Here is a 16,915-nt window from a genome sequence, read left to right on the forward strand (position 1 = left end):
CTACAATCACCACAGGCACCACACCGCAATCGGAGCCCCACCAATGAGCAGACTCAACAACCTGCCTGGACATCACACCTAGGCGCTTCCAGATTGTTGTCGCTGCCGTTGTTCGGCCTACTCAGTTACGTCGAACCAGTGCTGCTGTTCGTCGCGTCATTGGTGCTGGGTGAGACTTTGACAGCTATCGATGCGATCTCGTATTCGTTACTAGCGATCGCACTCGCGGTGCTCGCGCTGGGTGGGTTCAACACGGGCGTACGTGTGCGTTGAGGCGCGGTTGCATCGGCTTACGCCGGCGATCTAGCCTCGGATCACCGAGAAGACTCTGGAGGCTTCATGTCCGTTCGCCCAATGACCCGCGCCGGTGACTTCCTCAAGTTAAGTGCTCGTCGGTATCCGAACCGCGCGTGCTTCGTGTTTGAGGACGGTACACAGCAAACGTTTGCGGAGACGAACTCGCGGGTAAATCAGCTGGCGACGGCCCTACAGGGCCGGGGAATCCAGAAAGGCGATCGGATTGCGATCGTGTCCACAGATTGTGGCGAGTACGTCGAACTTCTGCTGGCATGCATGAAGATCGGTGCGACATACGTTCCGCTTAACAATCGACTGGCCGAGGACGAGGTCCGCACTCTGCTCGACCGCGCCGCGCCCGCCGCGCTATTTCTCGCCGACCGCTACCTTGATCTCGGGCTACACGCATCGCACGGTATCGAATCCATTCGTCACCGGGTTGCCTTTACCGGCGCCTCGCCGCACCCACAGGCCTTACCATTCGCCGACCTGTTAGCTGAAGGAAGCGACGTCGAGCCGGACGTCGAGATTAGCGACGACGATATTCTCGGGCTCGCTTTCACCAGCGGTACAACCGGCCTGCCCAAGGGTGTTCTTCAACCACAGCGGATGATCAAGACGCTCGTCACCAACATGTCGATCGACTACGAAGTGCAACCCGACGAGTTCCGTTACACGGCGTCGCCGATCTTTCATATCGCCGGTCAAGGAATGCTATTCATGCACGTGTGGCGAGGGGCCAGTTCGCTGATACTGCCACAATTCGACGCCGATAAGGTACTCGACTGGATGCACAGCGGGCGACTCACCGGGCTCTTTCTGGTACCGACGATGATTAGCATGATCGTGGAACATCCGCGGTTGAACGCCGGTGATTTCTCCTCCATCGGCTCGATCATCTATGGCGGCGCACCGATCACCCCCGCGCTGCTACGTCGTGCGATCGACGGGATCGGGTGTGGATTCATCAACGCGTTCGGCGCTGCGACCGAAGGGGGCCTGCAGACCGTACTGAGTTCGGCCGATCATCGGCGAGCGGCCGCTGACTCGCCACACCTATTGGGGTCTATCGGCAAGGCGGCGTACGGCGTCGAGGTACGCATCGTTGACGAATCAGGCAACGACGTCCCCATCGGCGAGGTCGGGGAAATCATCTCTCGCTCGGATGCGGTGATGGCCGGCTATCTAGAGATGCCTGACAAGACCGCCGAATCGCTACGCGATGGGTGGTTCGCCGGTGGCGACCTTGGCCGTGTGGACGCGGACGGCTACTACTACATCGAGGGACGCCGCACCGACATGATCATCCGCGGCGGGGAGAACATCTACCCTGCGGAGATCGAGACGATTATCTCCGCGATCGACGGTATATCCCAGGTCGCAGTCGTTGGGCAGCCCGACGATCATTGGGGAGAGACGGTCGTCGCATTCGTGACTCTGACCGAAGCGAACGCGGTGAGTGACCACGATATCCGCCAGCGCTGCCGAGCTGCATTAGCGACGTACAAGGTACCGGAGCGCGTCGTTATCTTGCAGGAGTTCCCGATGAATGCGAGTGGCAAGATCCTTAAGCGCCAACTGCGCGCTGGTCAGTATCGCTGAGTTCCGCGTGGTTAGCATTGGCCGCGGTCGGAATGTCGTCAGTCAATCCGACCGCACGAACGTATACGAGCGTGAGATGGTCGATAAGTTGAGTTTCGTCGAAATCGCGGCCGAGATGCAACCAGAGATAGCACGTTTGGTCGACCATCGCGCCAAGAATATCGGCCATCACCAACGGATCGATGTTCGGGTCGGCGATGCCGCTCTGCTGTTGGTTTCGGATGCCTCGCGCCATTCGATCCACGAATGATTCGCGGACCTGCAAACGTAGCCGCTGTAGTTCGTTTGTCGTTGCACCGACTTGCTCGGTGAGTGCGATCCAGGTCGCATTGGGTCGGTACGCCGCGACGAACCGACCCATTGCGTCTCGAACCCGCTCAGTTGGGGCGCCGCGCTGCGGAGACTCGGGATGCATCGCCGCCATCATCGAGCCAACCACCTGCTGCGCCAACGCTTCGAAGATGGCTTCTTTGGAATCGAAGTATGAATAGAACGTGCCCTGCGCCACTTTCGCCTCTGCGACGATGTCAGCCACGCGAGTATCGAAATATCCGCGCTCCTCGAACACCCTCCGCGCAGCGACCATCAGCGCTGCGCGCCGCGCCGCTCCCCGCTCGGTGAGCGGTCCGGTCTCGCGGCGGCTCTTCTGATCTCTCCCGACACTCGTCACGGCGCGACTGTAACAGGCGCGGTCGGTCGGAGCTTGTATCCGACGGCGAAGCGTATGAACCAATGTGACACGTGCATCAGATTTCGACGACGTCGACCGTACACGACCGCGAAGATCTCATAACGATCTCATGACCGTAGCCGCAATACGCCAACAAGAATGAGGAAATCTGACCAGCCACGTTGACACAGTCATGTGATTAGTGCACATTCTCATGTGACGGCCACGTCATATGGGCGGTCGAGATATTCGGTGACTACCTCACCACATCTGTCCCACGCGGCCCGCGACACCACCGCGGACCTCTAATCGAGCGGCACATCGTGACCACCCTCGAGCCCATCTGCTGACCACGCGCTATCAGCCGGACAGTCGTGCCAGATTATTTGCGCTGCCGATCGAGAGGTAATCGGTTCCATGAAAAAGTCACGTTCGCTGGGTACTGCCCTGCTCTGCTCGTCGCTCGCACTCGCCTCGTGCGCTAGTTCGAATGACGATGTCGACACGACCGGAGGGCTGGACGGCGAGCCCATCGTGATCGGCGTCCAGTCCCTCGACACCGGCCCAGTCGCCTATCCGCAGAACACCTACGGCGCCGAGGCTGCCGAGTGGTACATCAACAACGAAATGGGAGGCATCAACGGCCAACCGATCGAGTTGAACATCTGCTCCGGTGACGGCACACCCGAAACTGGCGTGAAGTGCGCGAACAGCTTCGTCAAGGACGATATGCCTGTCGTGTTCGATGCCTACGACGGCACCAGCATGGGCGCGATGACGCCGATTCTGAAAGAAGCTGGCATTCCGATCGTCGGGCTCCTCGCTGGCCAGGCGGTTGCCGAGTCGGCCGACTACGGGACCGCCTTCTACTTCTCCGGTCCTCTCGAGACCAGCGCGCTGGGCATGGTCACGGTCCTGGCAAATGAGGGCAAAAAGACTGCCTCCCTCGCGCTCACGGACGCACCGTCCTCACACGGCTACGTTGATGACCTCGTCGTCCCCATGGGTGAGAAGCTCGGCGTTGACGTCACCGGCGTGTATGTGAAGGCCGACAACATCAACTTCCAGACCCTCGCCGCCACGGAGTTGGACGGCGATCCAGACGTGGCGGGCATCATCGCGCTCCCCGAAGAAGCGTGCACCGGATTGCTCGGCGCCTTGCGTCAGTCCGGATTTGACGGCACCGCGTTCATGGGCTCCTGCTCTCAGTTCATCGAAGAACTTCCCGGCGAGCAAGCCGCTGGCGCCATCGTCCAGCCACGCCTGTGGGTCCCCGAGTCATATGAGCACGCGCCGGCCGAAGTGCAGGACCAGCTCGATTCCTTCGCCGAGGCTATGGAAGAGGTCGGCTACGAAGACGAGCAGTCGGCGCGATCCCTGTACTCCTTCGCGGGACTGGTCAACCTGGCGACCATCATGAGCGATATCGATGGGGAGATCACGTCCGAATCTGTGCTGGAAGCCATGAAGGGGCTTAAGGACTTCCCCACTTTCGCCGGTCCGACGGTGACCTGCGATGGCGAGCAATGGCCAGATCGGCCCGGCGCTTGCAGTCACGAGGGAATTTTCTTCGAGGTTCAGGACGACGGAACGCTCAAGCCCGTAGACGATGCGGGCTACATCGACCTCAATCCGTAAGCGGGTCGGCATATGGCAACGTTTCTAGAGTTCGCCGTCCTCGGCCTCGGACTGGCAGCGGTCTACATCGGGCTGGGCACCGGGCTGCAACTGGTGTATCGAGCCACGGGAATCGTCAATTTCGCCCAGGGTGCGATGGGCATGTGGGGCGCGTATGTATACGCGCAGTTGCAGAAAAACGGCGAGCTCGTGCTCCCATTCGCTACGTTCGAGTTGGACGACCCGGGCGTCTCCCTGTCGCTGCTGATCGCGCTCGTCGTGGCAGTCGTGCTCGGCATACTGGCGCATTACCTAGTGTTTCGACCGGTACGGCGAGCACCTGCGCTCGCTCAGGTCGTCGTCTCCATCGGGCTCATGGTAATTCTGCAGGCATTGGCGACTATCCAGTTCGGCCCGAATCACCTCAACGTGGACGCCATACTGCCGCGCGGGTCGATCGAGTTATTCGGCGCCAACCTCGCCACACCGGAACTCATCATGACCGCGATCATGCTGGTTCTCGCCGCGCTCGTCTGGGCATACTTCCGGTTCACATACTGGGGTGCAGCCACGCGAGCAGCATCCGAGAACGAGCGCGGCGCGATTCTGATGGGCTTCTCACCAGACCGCCTCAGCCTCATCGCGCTGATCATGTCGACCCTGATCAGCACGGTCGGCGTGGTCTTAGCCAGTTCGCTCACCGGGCTCAGCCCAACGAACTACGCCCTCATGGTGGTGCCGGCACTCGCCGTATTCCTGGCCGCCCGCCTGGAGTCGATCGCAGTAATCTGCGTCGGCGCGATCGTGCTCGGCGTGTTTCAGTCGGAGATCGGTCTTCTTGCCACTAAAGATTGGTGGCCGACCTGGGCGAAGTCCGGTCTCGACCAGGTTATTCCGTTTGTTGCCGTGATGGTCATCTTGGTCATCTTCGGCGGTCGTCTACCGGCGCGCGGGTCACTCGCCTCGATCCGGCTGCCCGACGTGCATGTCCCGCGGTTCAGGATCGTGCCTGCGGCAACTCTATTTGTCGTCGCAGGTGCACTCATCTTCATCTTCGATTCGACATACCGCTTCGCGTTCACCTTCTCCCTCATCATGGGACTGCTGGCTCTGTCGTACGTCCTGATCACCGGTTACCTGGGGCAGATTTCGCTCGCACAACTCGCCTTCGCCGGTACAGCAGGCTTCGCGTTGTCGAAGATTACGACGAACTGGGGCTTACCGTTCCCGATCGCGATCGTGATCAGTGCGCTACTGGCGTCCGCGGTAGGTCTAATCGTTGCCCTGCCGGCATTCAGAATCCGTGGCGTACAGCTGGCGATCGTGACGCTCGCCGCAGCGCTGGCCATCGAGCGGTTTGTGTTCGGCAATTACTCGTTGACGCCGGTTCAGGGGAATCCGATCGCCGATCCTGTCCTGTTTGGCATCGACTTCTCCGTACGCACCGGACGAGAGTTGAGTCGACCGATCTTCTCGCTACTCGTGCTCGTCGTACTCACGATAATGATCGTGATATTCGTCTGCCTCGCGCGCGGCGACACTGGCCGCTCATTCCTCGCTGTGCGGGCAAACGAGCGCGCCGCCGCATCCGCAGGCATCAACGTTCGCCGTACTAAGGCGATCGGGTTCGCCGTGTCGGCTTTCTTCGCCGGCATTGCTGGCTGCCTGATCGGTTACAGCGTCGGGCAACTATCCGCAGAGTCGTTCTCGGTGATGGTGGGTATCCAACTACTTGCCGTGGCTTATCTCGGCGGTATTACCTCGTTCGGTGGTGCGCTCGTCGCCGGCATGTTGGCTCCGCTCGGACTGATCTATACCGCCCTGCACAGTTGGTTCGAGATGGGCGACTACTATCCGCTGATTACCGGAATCGGCCTCGTCGTGACGGCGATTCTCAACCCCGTAGGCATCGCAGGCGAGTTCGGCAAACAGGTTGCGTGGGTAGGTTCCCGGTTCCGACGGAACCACGATGGCGATGATGCCACCGCCCCTGAGGCCAACAAGAACGAGGAGCCAGCCCATGTCTGACGTCCACGCCACCGGTCTCAGTACCCAAAATCTGACAGTGCAGTACGGCGGTGTCGTCGCGAACTCTGACATCAACCTCAGCGTTGACATCGGCCAAGTCGTTGGGCTGATCGGGCCAAACGGCGCCGGCAAGACAACGTTCGTCGATGCCATCACCGGCTTCACCCCGTGTAACGGCGAGATTCTGCTCGGTGGGCGGCGACTCAATGACGTTCCGCCGCATCGCCGGCGAGAATTGGGACTCAGTCGCACCTGGCAGGCAGGTGAGCTGTTCGGCAACCTGACTGTCGCTGAGAACCTGCTCGTTGCGGCCAGGCCAGTGGGCTTTCGATCGCTGTGGCGCGACTTATTCGCACGCAGTTCGAAAGCCGATACCGAGATCGTCGACAAAGCCATCGCCGACGTCGGCCTCGGATCGGTCCGACGCTCGCTGGCCCGCGATCTCACTCTCGGCCAGCAGAAATTGGTCGGCGTCGCGCGCGCGCTCGTTGGCGCATGCTCGGTGGCGCTGCTAGATGAGCCCGCTGCCGGACTCGACACCCATGAGAGCGCCGAGTTCGCTCCGCGACTGCGCAGCATCGCGGAGCGTGGACGCGGCGTACTACTAATCGATCACGACACCTCGCTCGTCCTTGATGTTTGCGACGTGGTCTATGTACTCGAGTTCGGCAAGATCATTTTCAGTGGCTCGCCCGATCAGGCCCGCAATGACCCTGCGGTGCTCGAGGCGTACCTGGGCGTGCCGACGGAGGATCCCTCATGAGTGACGTATTGCTACGAGCTGAATCGCTGACTGCTGGATACGCGGGAGCTCCTGCGGTACGTGACGTGAATCTCGAAGTACGCCCGGGAGAGGTAGTCGCAGTTCTAGGCCCGAACGGTGCCGGCAAAACAACGACGTTGTTGAGTCTGGTGGGCCTCTTGCCGCTGATGAGCGGTTCAGTAACCGCGCTCGGCCATCCGGTTTTACCGAACAAATCCCATCTGCTGGCTCGGCGCGGTGGCCTATTGGTGCCGGATGACCGCGGGTTGTTTCCGAGCCTCAGCGTGCAGGCTCATCTTCGACTCGCCCGTTCCACCCCTGACCTTGCTAGGGAGCAAGAGGTGCTCGACCGCTTTCCAGCCCTGGCGGATTTGCGCGGTCGACCCGCAGGATTGCTTTCGGGTGGCGAGCAGCAGATGCTGACAATCGCAAAAGCTCTTGTCGCTGCGCCGAAACTCTTATTGATCGACGAGATGAGCCTCGGACTCGCCCCCAAGATCATTCAGGAGTTGCTGCCGTTGATCCGCGATCTCGCCAAGGAGGAAGGTATCGGCGTAGTGCTCGTCGAACAACACATCGATCTGGTCCTTCAGGTCGCGGATAAAGGGCTCATCCTCAACCACAGCCACGTGGTGCTGGAAGGACCTGCCACCGACCTTCGTGCCCGACGGGCAGATGTCGAGGCAGCGTACTTTGGCGCCGGCAAGTACGACGTCTCTGATTCCGAAGCTGCAGCAACTACTGAACTGGGAGCCGCCGATGCATGACACCACCTGGCCACTCGCCGGAATTTTGCCGTACGCCGCACGACGCTTTCCCAAGAATCGGTGCTTCCTGAATCAAGAGGGACATAGCCGCACATTTGCCGAGGTACACGAACGCGTCAATCGGTTGGCAAACTCTCTACGGGATGCCGGTGTCAAGAAAGGGACTCGGATCGCGCTGCTGGATACCGATTCAATGGAGTACGCCGAAGTCCTGCTCGCTTGCTTCACACTCGGCGCCACGTACGTTCCGGTGAACTACCGGCTCGCGACGCCCGAGATCGCCAATATCCTCGGACGCGCTCGGCCGAGTTGGTTGTTCGTCGGCCAGCGATACCTAGCGCAAGGCAGGGAGGTCATCGACGGCTTCGACTTCGATTGTCAGATTGCTTCCTTGGATGGGTGCACCGACATCGACGTCGAAGGACTGATCGCCCAAGGCTCACCGTCTGAGGTGGTCGTTACTGTCCACGACGAAGACACGGTCGGGATCATGTTCACGAGCGGCACAACCGGACTGCCGAAAGGCGTTGTGCAATCGCAGGGTATGCAGAAGCGCTCGCTCAGCATGGGATGGGAAACCTACCCGCGACCCGGCGACGTCCGCTACACAGCATCGCCGATGTTTCACATTGCCGGGTGGGCCATCGTGTTCTGTCAGATTGCAACCGGGGCGACGTCACTGATCGTGCCGCAATTCGACGCGCAGGTGACCGCGAACGCGATTCGTGACGGCGTCTTGAACGGCTGCTTTCTTGTACCCACGATGATGCAAGCGGTACTGGATCAGGACGAGGCGCCGAGTGGTCGGGAGCAGTTCGACACGATGTTGTATGGGTCGGCACCGATGCCGCCGTCGTTGCTGCGCCGCGCACTTGAGCGCTGGCCGGAATGCAACTTCTGGAACATGTTTGGCGCCGGGACCGAATCGGGGCTGCAAACGCTGTTGCGACCCGAGGATCACCGACGCGCTCTCGCCGGCGAAGATCACCTTCTGGCTTCGGCAGGACAGCCCGTCCTTGGCGTCGACCTTCGGATCCTCGATGACGAGGGCAATCCGGTCCCCACCGGTGTGGTCGGGAACATTGCAGCAAAGACGGACTGTGTCATGGATGGCTACTTGGACATGCCGGAGAAGACCCGTGAAGCACTTCACGACGGTTGGTTCTGGGGCGGCGACCGAGGCTATTTCGACGCAGAAGGCTATCTGTACCTAGGTGGTCGCAGCCGTGACATGATCATCCGCGGGGGCGAAAACATCTATGTGGCTGAGATCGAGATCGTGCTTACCGACTGGCCTACTGTCATCGACGCCGCGGTGGTTGGCCGCGAGGACGAGAAATGGGGCGAGGTGGTGATTGCCTTTGTTGAGTACGAAGGCGAACCCCCTACTGCTGAGGAGTTGCGCGAGTTGTGCCGCTCGCGCCTGGCAAGTTACAAAGTGCCAGTCGAGTATCACGTGCTGGATCGACTACCGCGCAACCCGACAGGCAAAGTCCGCAAGAATGAGTTGGTGCAGTCCCTGATCTAGCTTGCCGCGACCTGCACCCACTGATCGCCGCTAGGGCCGGACGGCGACGCGGATGTGATCGCGCGATGGTCCGCCGGCGACGGCAAAAGCGTTCTGGATCTCCGCCAGCGGAACCTCCGGAATATCCCAATCGGCGATCGCGTCCTTGTGCTTGACGAGCAGTTGCAATGCCATGTCGATGTCAGCGACGCCATCCTGCGCGGCGTACGCGATGGCGTGGAAGTACCGCAGTTCGCGGCGGCTAGCCTTCGCGGTCGAGCGAGTGCCACCAGCGGCCGCCAAATCGATGACTTCCCCGCGCCGGCCGGCAATGGAGTCTGCGAACACCGCTGCGTCCTCGGACCCAGCCGCCTCCACGACAATCTGGGGACGCAGCCGTTTGATCGTTGCGCGCCCGTCCTCGTCATCCGATACGGCGTCGGTGGCGCCGACGGCCAGCGCAGCGTGTCGCTGCTGCGGATGGCGACCGAGAACGACGATCTGATCAGCACCCAGTTCCGCAGCGGCCATGACCGCGCCGAGACCGAGTAGACCTGCACCGATCACCGCGACGGAGACACCGGCCAGATCACCGCCGCGCATACTGGTGCTCCAGCACGAACGCATCGCGTGCACGCCGCAGGCCACGGGTTCGGCGAGGATCGCCGCACGGTCAGGTAACTCGTCCGGGATAGCGAACAGCGCGCGGTCCGGAGCCAGCAGGAACTCTGCATACGCGCCTGGGAACATTGCCGTGCGTCCTTCACAGAACCACCGGGCACCCTCCTGGCACGGGCCACAGGTACCGCACGAACCAACGGCGGGCGGTTCGATCGTCACGCGGTCACCCGGCGCGAATCGTGACTGCTCACCCGCCTCGACGACGGTGCCGACAGCTTCATGACCGCCCCCGCCCGCCGGCCCCGGCGCTCCCGCGCCGCGCCGCCACGCGCGCACATCACTGCCGCACACACCGCAGAGTTCAATCCGAAGCAGGACGTCATCCGCCTGCGTGAGCGCGGGACGGGCAACCGTCTCGACGGCGTAATCCTCATTACCGACCAACCGCGCGGCTGGCATCGTCTGCTGCGTCACGAGCACTCCCACCGTGTTCATAGATCCATGCGCTCACAAGCCCGCGGCGGAGCCAAACGCGAAGCGCACCTCGTGCATCGACACTATCTGACCGAGCGCTCGTTCAATAACTCGCCATCAGCACGTCGCGTGGCTTGCGCTGGCAGGATGGGGCGCATGCAGAACGCGGCAACCTGGACGCTGACCCTCATCTTGACTCTCCTGTACGCGGCCATCTTCGTGCCCGTGTTCCGCCGTTTGCTAGGGATGCAGGTCGGACGATTACGGTGCTACGTCGTGGCGCTGGTGATCGTTGGCCTCACGGCACCGATCGGCACCGCGATGTTGCATTCGGCCGGCTTCGATAATCCGGAGGATTTGACCGACAACCTCGGGATGTCGCTAATCATCCTCGCCCTCGCTCTGTTATGGACGCTCACAGCGGGACTGGCGGCCCTGGTAGTACTTGAATCCATCACGCCGACGGGATCAGTTCCGTCCCCGCTGGCGATGGTGCGCGGGACCCGCGCAGCGATGCGGCGAAGTCGCCGATACCGGCAACTCGGCTGGATCCTCGTGACGTCGGGCCTGTCCTCAGCCCTTCGTCGCGGCCCAGGCGATCCGACGTTCGACACGGCGCTGGTGCGCACGCTAGAGCGCTCCGGGGTCACGTTCGTGAAACTTGGTCAGATCCTTTCCTCGCGACCCGACCTCGTTCCCACGAGTACGGCGAACGCGCTCGCCGCACTGCAAGCGAATGTCACCGCCGTACCGACCGGGCCGATCCGCGCGCAGCTCACTTCGGCGTGGAAACGTCCCGTTGAGGAGGTGCTGGACGACTTCGACGACCAGCCGATGGCGGCGGCATCCGTTGCGCAGGTGCATTCTGCTTCCCTTGATTCCGAACCGGTCGTGGTGAAGGTGCAGCGCCCCGACGCGCGTCGGCAGGTACAGGTCGACAGCGACATTCTGCTGCGATTTACGCGAACTGCCGAGGCTCGATTCGACTGGGCCCGAGCCATGGGGATCGCCGATCTAGGGTCGGGGTTGACGAAGGTGCTGGCGGAGGAAGTCGACTACCGGATCGAGTCATCCAACACGCAGGCGATCCGTCAGGCGCTCGCCGAGCATCCTTCGATCGTGATTCCCCGGGTATTCGATGAGCTCAGCACGTCCCAGATTTTGGTCATGTCGAGGCTCGACGGGCGTACTGCCTCGTCGGCAATCGAGTCACTGCCCTTGGCAGAACGTGCGTCGCTGGCCCGCACCTTGCTGCGTGCCACGCTCGACAGCATTCTCGTGCACGGCGTCTTCCACGCGGACCTGCATCCGGGCAACATCCTGTTGCTCGAGGACGGACGATTGGGGCTGCTCGATTTCGGGGCTATCGGTGTGATCGACAGCGAAAGCCGCACCCTGCTAGCGGCGTTATTGGCCGCGATGGCCAGCGACGATTCGGTTGCCGCAGCTTCTGCGCTGCGGATGGTGCTCGATGTTGACGAGGACATCGATGAGCGTGCGCTACGCCGCGACCTGGGCCGCACGATGACGCTCATGCGGCATTCGAGCCGATTGGGATCCGGAACGGCCGGTGAGTTGTTCTCGCTACTGCGCACGTATCGGATTTCGGTTCCTGGCGATATCGCGGGTGCGCTGCGCACCTTGATGTCGTTGGAGACGACGTTGCAGGCATTCGATCCGTCGCTAACGTTATTGGGTGGGGCGCAGGAGGTCATGCCGTCTCTGCTAGGCTGGTTGGCCGCGCCGGAGCGCCTCGGCGCACAGTTGCTCGTCGAACAGCTCGTTGCGGCATCGGTGGCTCGCCGACTGCCCGAACGCGTCGAATCGACCAGTCGCAAACTCGCTGATGGGTCGCTGTTTGCGCAGGCAAATCCGCTGCATGACCCACAGGACCGTGCCTGGATCCGCAATGTGGTGGACGATGGCATCTCGGCGCTGTTTGCCTGCGTGCTAGCGATCGCGTCGATCTTGCTGCTGACCGCGAATGAACGCCCCGTCTTGGCCGAGGGGCTGACGACCGGCGTCGCGCTCGCCGCCGCATTGGGCGCTGGCGCTCTCGTTCTCGCCCTTCGGCTACTCGTGCGACTGTTCACCCGGCGCCAGGACGCCGCGCATCGTCGCGGCGGCGCTTAGCCCTCGCGTGTCACGACCACATTCCCGCGAGCGTGCCCGGACTCGATCGCCAGCACCCCTTGCGCGGCCTCATCAAAGTCGAACACGCCACTGATCTGGATCTGCAACTCGCCGCGCACCGCCGCCTGGGCGCACTGGGTGAAGACCTCGGTCGTACGGCGGCGCGCGACATCCCGACCGCCGAGTTCGGCGACGAGGTCCTTGCTAGCGACGCTGACGAGTTGGCCGCCGTCCGCCACGGCGCTCGCACCCTCGCGCAAGGTGTCGAACCCGACCAGATCGAACAGCGCATCAACGGGACCATCCTCGAGTACCGCATCGATCCAGCCCGACCCTGATGCGACGTGCCGCGCACCGAGACGCTCTACCAGATCACGCTTGGTCTGCGACGCCGCCCCGATGACCTTGATCCCCTGTGCGACGGCGAACTGGACGGCGGCCGAACCGACTCCCCCGCCAGCGCCGATTATCAATAGCCGCTGGCCAGCACGTAGGGCGAGTTGATCGATCGCGTCGTACGCCGTGCCGACCGAGACGGGGATGCTGGCGGCCTCGGTCCACGACAATTCATCTGGCACGTGGGCGGACGACGCCGCGGTCAATACCGTGCGTTCAGCAATCGTGCCTACCGCCGGCGCCGGCGAGCCGAAGACGTGATCGCCGACCGCAAAGCCGTGCACATCTTCGCCGACTTGAGTGATCACTCCCGCTGCTTCGCGGCCCATAGCCATCGGGAAGACGACCTCGTAGAGCGGCGTCACACCGTTGCGCACCTTCACATCGGCCGGGTTGATTCCGGACGCCCGTACATCGATGACCAACTGCCCGGAACCGGCGGCCGGTTCAGGAACCTCCATGAACTGCATGACGTCAGGTCCGCCATACTGCTGAAATCCAAGAATCCGCACGCGTTCTCCTCACGGTCAGTACGGTCACCCTATCCGCCAACTGTCATAGCCTTCAGGTATGGCTTTCCGTGACGCACACCAGATTCAGTCCGCTCCACTGGCCGCCCTAGGGCTGTTGGGCGGATACATCACCGCTCGCGAAACTGGGGTGCGCCCGCTCGGTGGCGCGGTGTTGGCCAGCGCAGGACTGCTCGCCGGCAGGACCTGGCTGGCGAAAGCTGGACCGGTGAAGACGGCAGCGCTCGGTGCCATCTACCTCGGCGGTTTCGGCGCCTCACATCCGTTGGCGAAGAAAGTCGGTGCGTGGCCCGCAGTCATTGGCGCCGCCGCGGTGTCCGCGGTGTCGTCTTATCTGATCGCCGACCGGGTATCGGATTAGCGCGCGGCACGACAAGGTCGGCCCGGCAACTGCTGACTGGGAAGCGGCTGGGCAGCACCTCACGTAACCGCGGTTGAATCCTCATCTCCAACGGCGCTTCTTTGCGCCTCGGCGGCTCGGTCACGGTCGGGGGTGGCCGCGATACATACCGGTGCCCTGTCGGCGTACGCGTCACCGTGACGTGATGGCCTTCGATCACGAACGACCGTGCGTCCCAGCCCGGTAAGGATTTGGCCTGGTTACAACGCACACATAGACCCTGACCATTGCTGAGGGTTGTCGCCCCACCCGCGGCATAGTCGACGACGTGATCGATCTGCCGAATAGGTGCCCCGCACATCCTGCACGCCCGATCCCGCGCCACGATCGCCCGCCGCGTCGCGCCACCGAAGAACCGACGTCGCTCGTCCGCGCCGACGACCTCCCCACTCAACGGGTCGGTGAACAACCGCCGCACCCAACGCTGCGCGCCCGAATCGGCGATCAACGCGATCTCCCGCGCGATCTCCGCCGGAATCGGATGCTCCCCCATCCAGCCACACTCCTGGCCCACCACACCGTCCTGGGTAACGAATGTCGCTGCAGGCATCACCAACTGCACCTCAACGGGCACGTGCGCCGCCGTGCTGAACCCGCTCACACGGGCAAACAGTTCATCGGCCATGATCGCCGCACGCGAGCGTTCATCACCTACCGCTTTCTGGGAATCCGCGTGCCTACATAAGGCGGCGTACGCCGCCACGCCCTCCTTGACCGGAAGCAACGCCGACAGATAGACCATCGCATCCGGTGCCGGACGCACCGTCACACCTCGATCCTGATACGCCCGACGAATACGACGAGTGACCGATTCCCCGTCCACTTTCGCCGCCTCAGCACGAGTCTGATTCGCCGCGCGCCGAGCACTCATCCCGGCCAGCCGAGCACCGATCCGCTCATCCACCACCGCGCGATCATCCGGCTCCAAACACACAGTCTCCTTCGCGACGCTGTACACCGCCGACTCGCTAGCAACCCCAGCCGCCAGCAGCCCCATCGTCACCGGCAATTCGGTGACCAGCCCACGCGCAAGCGCAAGATCATTTGCCGCCCGATACACCGACACCCCACGCGCCAACGCGACCTGATCAGCCACACCCCTGCCAGCATCACGCCGCGGCACACCACGACTCATCGCCATAGCACGCTGCGCGGCATCGAACGCGACCACGACCTCCGCCTCCAACGCCGCCGTCACCGCACGCAACCGGCGTACATCAGCGAGCATGTCGATCAACGCCGGATCCGGCATCTCCCGAACCGACCCAGAAGCCTGCGCGAGTGATCGCACCACCAACAGCGCATCACGCAATGCCGCAGCCGGCGACTCATCACGTGCACCCGTGTCCGTCGTGCAGCAATCAATGCTCATACGAACAACTGTACGAAGAGCGACAGACAAGATTTGTCGAATCGGGTACTGCCGGCCGAAAGAATTTCGGACAGCTACTACAAATGGCGCCTGGCGCGACCGATTCCGACACGCGTCCAGCCCCTACGCGACTGCGAGGGTGCCCAGCGCAATACTGAAACGAGCCTTTCTCACGCGCTGGAGACACGAGCGCCGCGGCATCCGAGAACACCGACGATTGCGAGAACCACACATGGAGTCCGCCGACGCACTGCTGAACCGACTTCGGGCACCTGCCGGGCTCGTCCTCATCGCGCTCACTGCCGCGCCTTGGCTCACCCGCGAGCACCAAGGCATTCGCGAGTACTACTCAAAATGGGACGGCCTGGTCGTCGCAAACTCGCAGTTTCTGGGTCTCGCCGTCGCCGCGGCAGTCATCATCGTCCTCATGGGTGCGCTCATCGCCGTCGCCGCTAGTCCAGCAGCGACAGTGGCTGGCGGATCGCTCATATTGTTGGACACCATTATCTCGATGCTCAACACGGACGGCGGATTCACGCCCGCCTCTGGAGCTTGGATAACGGCCGCACTTTCCGCGTGCATGGTCGCGCTCGGTCTCGCGGCCTCAATGAGCCAGCGTCGCCGCTAAGTGCGCGCTGCCGCCCTCGACGCGATTCGCGTAGTCTCAAAGCCCTCCACAGGTCTATGTCCAGGACGGAGCGGTCGTGCGCACCATATCTGATGATCTCGAACCGACAATAGCGATCCGGACGTACGTCGCGTGAACGCCGCCACTGTTGATGCGCTGCTCGTTGCCGCCGTCGTCACCAACGGGCTACTCGCCGGGCTTTTCTTTGCTTTCGCGTGTGCGATTACGCCAGCTTTGCGACGGGTTGACGATCGTACTTACGTGCGCGCCTTTCGCGCGATCAATAGTTCCATCCTGAATCCCGTGTTCATGGTTGTATTCCTCGGCGCCCCTGCGACCGCAATCATCGGCGCGATCGCGCGTGTGGGCGCTGACGTTCCGCACTCGTCAGGATGGGTGATTGCTGGCGGGATCCTGTCGGCGCTCACGTTTCTCATCACGGCGATGGCGAATGTGCCGCTGAACCAGGGTTTGGATCGCGCGGACGTCGATACCGATGCGCAGCAGCATGCCGCGCGCGAGACGTTCGAGGCTAGGTGGAATCGCTGGAACCTGGCTCGCACGCTCACCAGCGCGCTGTGCATATTGAGCCTTACAATGACCATCACCGCAAGCTAACGGTCCGCAGTAGTCCCCACAGACCGCGACACTCGCACCAGCGTCACTGTGAACCGTATGAGGTGTGGCCGGGGAGCCGTCAGAAATCAGCTTCGAGCGCGAGACGCTCCGCCAAGTAAGCATCTGGCGGCGGGTTCTGTAGTCGATCCCGCACAAAACGACGTACGCGTTCGCGTACCGCCCGTGATTCTCCGGTGCCGACGCCCACCAGCACCTCAACGTCACCCCAGTCCCTGTTCCAGGCCTGCGAGGTATCCACGTTCAGCGGTAGTTCCGCCCATGCGTCATCGTCGAGCAATCCACGATCGGGCCTGGCGATAAGGACGGCCACTCGGCTCGTGGGACAGTATTGGCCAGACTGCTGCAGTCGATCAACACGGAAACACGCTTGCATCCGCCAGTACAGCTGGCCGTGCTAGACGGTATGGAGTGACCGCTCAGGGCTCCTGAGGGTTGCAGGCCGGGGCCCCACTCACAAATAGTCGTGGGTTA

The 16,915-nt window shown here is 62.4% G+C and carries 16 protein-coding genes; 11 read left to right on the forward strand and 5 right to left on the reverse strand.

The window, feature by feature from the left end:
* Together E1H16_RS18200 and E1H16_RS18205 are read left to right on the forward strand one after the other, a co-directional pair.
* Positions 1-273: hypothetical protein (locus E1H16_RS18200; protein WP_208379169.1), on the forward strand; the 273-nt coding region annotated here is incomplete at its 5' end.
* 66 nt (positions 274-339) lie between these two features.
* The gene (locus E1H16_RS18205; protein ID WP_134325356.1) at positions 340-1,899 is read left to right on the forward strand and encodes a class I adenylate-forming enzyme family protein; all 1,560 of its coding nucleotides are present in this window, start codon (positions 340-342) and stop codon (positions 1,897-1,899) included.
* Here the strand turns inward: E1H16_RS18205 and E1H16_RS18210 are convergent.
* Positions 1,865-2,569 (reverse strand): TetR/AcrR family transcriptional regulator, encoded by a 705-nt coding sequence (locus E1H16_RS18210; RefSeq protein ID WP_208379170.1) that lies wholly within the window; start codon positions 2,567-2,569, stop codon positions 1,865-1,867. The genes E1H16_RS18205 and E1H16_RS18210 overlap by 35 nt on opposite strands.
* A 417-nt stretch (positions 2,570-2,986) precedes the next feature.
* Here E1H16_RS18210 and E1H16_RS18215 point away from each other — a divergent pair, with 417 nt between their 5' ends.
* Genes E1H16_RS18215 through E1H16_RS18235 form a run of 5 tightly spaced genes read left to right on the forward strand, consistent with a single transcriptional unit; the run spans position 2,987 to position 9,272 of the window.
* Positions 2,987-4,207, forward strand: a complete 1,221-nt coding sequence (locus tag E1H16_RS18215; RefSeq protein WP_134325357.1) for an ABC transporter substrate-binding protein — start codon at positions 2,987-2,989, stop codon at positions 4,205-4,207.
* 12 nt (positions 4,208-4,219) lie between these two features.
* On the forward strand, positions 4,220-6,214 hold the full coding sequence (locus tag E1H16_RS18220) for an ABC transporter permease (protein WP_134325358.1): 1,995 nt from the start codon (positions 4,220-4,222) through the stop codon (positions 6,212-6,214).
* Positions 6,207-6,977, forward strand: coding sequence for an ABC transporter ATP-binding protein (locus E1H16_RS18225; RefSeq protein WP_134325359.1), 771 nt, complete (start codon positions 6,207-6,209; stop codon positions 6,975-6,977). Before E1H16_RS18220 ends, E1H16_RS18225 begins: the two co-directional genes overlap by 8 nt.
* On the forward strand, positions 6,974-7,744 hold the full coding sequence (locus E1H16_RS18230; protein ID WP_134325360.1) for an ABC transporter ATP-binding protein: 771 nt from the start codon (positions 6,974-6,976) through the stop codon (positions 7,742-7,744). The genes E1H16_RS18225 and E1H16_RS18230 overlap by 4 nt, the downstream gene beginning before the upstream one ends.
* Positions 7,737-9,272 (forward strand): class I adenylate-forming enzyme family protein, encoded by a 1,536-nt coding sequence (locus E1H16_RS18235; RefSeq protein WP_166741840.1) that lies wholly within the window; start codon positions 7,737-7,739, stop codon positions 9,270-9,272. The genes E1H16_RS18230 and E1H16_RS18235 overlap by 8 nt, the downstream gene beginning before the upstream one ends.
* 30 nt (positions 9,273-9,302) lie before the next feature.
* Here E1H16_RS18235 and E1H16_RS18240 read toward each other — a convergent pair whose 3' ends face one another.
* The gene (locus E1H16_RS18240) at positions 9,303-10,346 is read right to left on the reverse strand and encodes a zinc-dependent alcohol dehydrogenase (protein WP_166741841.1); all 1,044 of its coding nucleotides are present in this window, start codon (positions 10,344-10,346) and stop codon (positions 9,303-9,305) included.
* Between the two features lie 156 nt (positions 10,347-10,502).
* Between E1H16_RS18240 and E1H16_RS18245 the strand changes: the two genes are divergently transcribed.
* Positions 10,503-12,479 (forward strand): ABC1 kinase family protein, encoded by a 1,977-nt coding sequence (locus E1H16_RS18245; protein WP_166741842.1) that lies wholly within the window; start codon positions 10,503-10,505, stop codon positions 12,477-12,479.
* Here E1H16_RS18245 and E1H16_RS18250 read toward each other — a convergent pair.
* Positions 12,476-13,387, reverse strand: a complete 912-nt coding sequence (locus tag E1H16_RS18250; RefSeq protein WP_208379172.1) for an NADP-dependent oxidoreductase — start codon at positions 13,385-13,387, stop codon at positions 12,476-12,478. The two genes, E1H16_RS18245 and E1H16_RS18250, sit on opposite strands and share 4 nt — an antisense overlap.
* Before the next feature lie 58 nt (positions 13,388-13,445).
* On the opposite strand from E1H16_RS18250, the gene E1H16_RS18255 reads away from it, so the two are divergent.
* Positions 13,446-13,766 (forward strand): hypothetical protein, encoded by a 321-nt coding sequence (locus tag E1H16_RS18255; RefSeq protein ID WP_134325364.1) that lies wholly within the window; start codon positions 13,446-13,448, stop codon positions 13,764-13,766.
* Here the strand turns inward: E1H16_RS18255 and E1H16_RS18260 are convergent.
* Positions 13,702-15,177 (reverse strand): HNH endonuclease, encoded by a 1,476-nt coding sequence (locus tag E1H16_RS18260; RefSeq protein ID WP_134325365.1) that lies wholly within the window; start codon positions 15,175-15,177, stop codon positions 13,702-13,704. The genes E1H16_RS18255 and E1H16_RS18260 overlap by 65 nt on opposite strands.
* Before the next feature lie 232 nt (positions 15,178-15,409).
* Here E1H16_RS18260 and E1H16_RS18265 point away from each other — a divergent pair, with 232 nt between their 5' ends.
* Positions 15,410-15,805, forward strand: coding sequence for a hypothetical protein (locus E1H16_RS18265; protein ID WP_134325366.1), 396 nt, complete (start codon positions 15,410-15,412; stop codon positions 15,803-15,805).
* A gap of 132 nt (positions 15,806-15,937) precedes the next feature.
* Positions 15,938-16,423, forward strand: coding sequence for an anthrone oxygenase family protein (locus E1H16_RS18270; RefSeq protein WP_134325367.1), 486 nt, complete (start codon positions 15,938-15,940; stop codon positions 16,421-16,423).
* Positions 16,424-16,502: 79 nt separating this feature from the next.
* On the opposite strand, the gene E1H16_RS18275 is transcribed toward E1H16_RS18270, so the two are convergent.
* Complete coding sequence (locus tag E1H16_RS18275) at positions 16,503-16,754, reverse strand: hypothetical protein (RefSeq protein WP_134325368.1); 252 nt, start codon at positions 16,752-16,754, stop codon at positions 16,503-16,505.
* Positions 16,755-16,915 lie beyond the last annotated feature (161 nt).

Origin of the sequence: Cumulibacter soli (assembly GCF_004382795.1) — a bacterium.
In the GTDB taxonomy this organism is placed as follows: Bacteria; Actinomycetota; Actinomycetes; order Mycobacteriales; family Antricoccaceae; genus Cumulibacter; species Cumulibacter soli.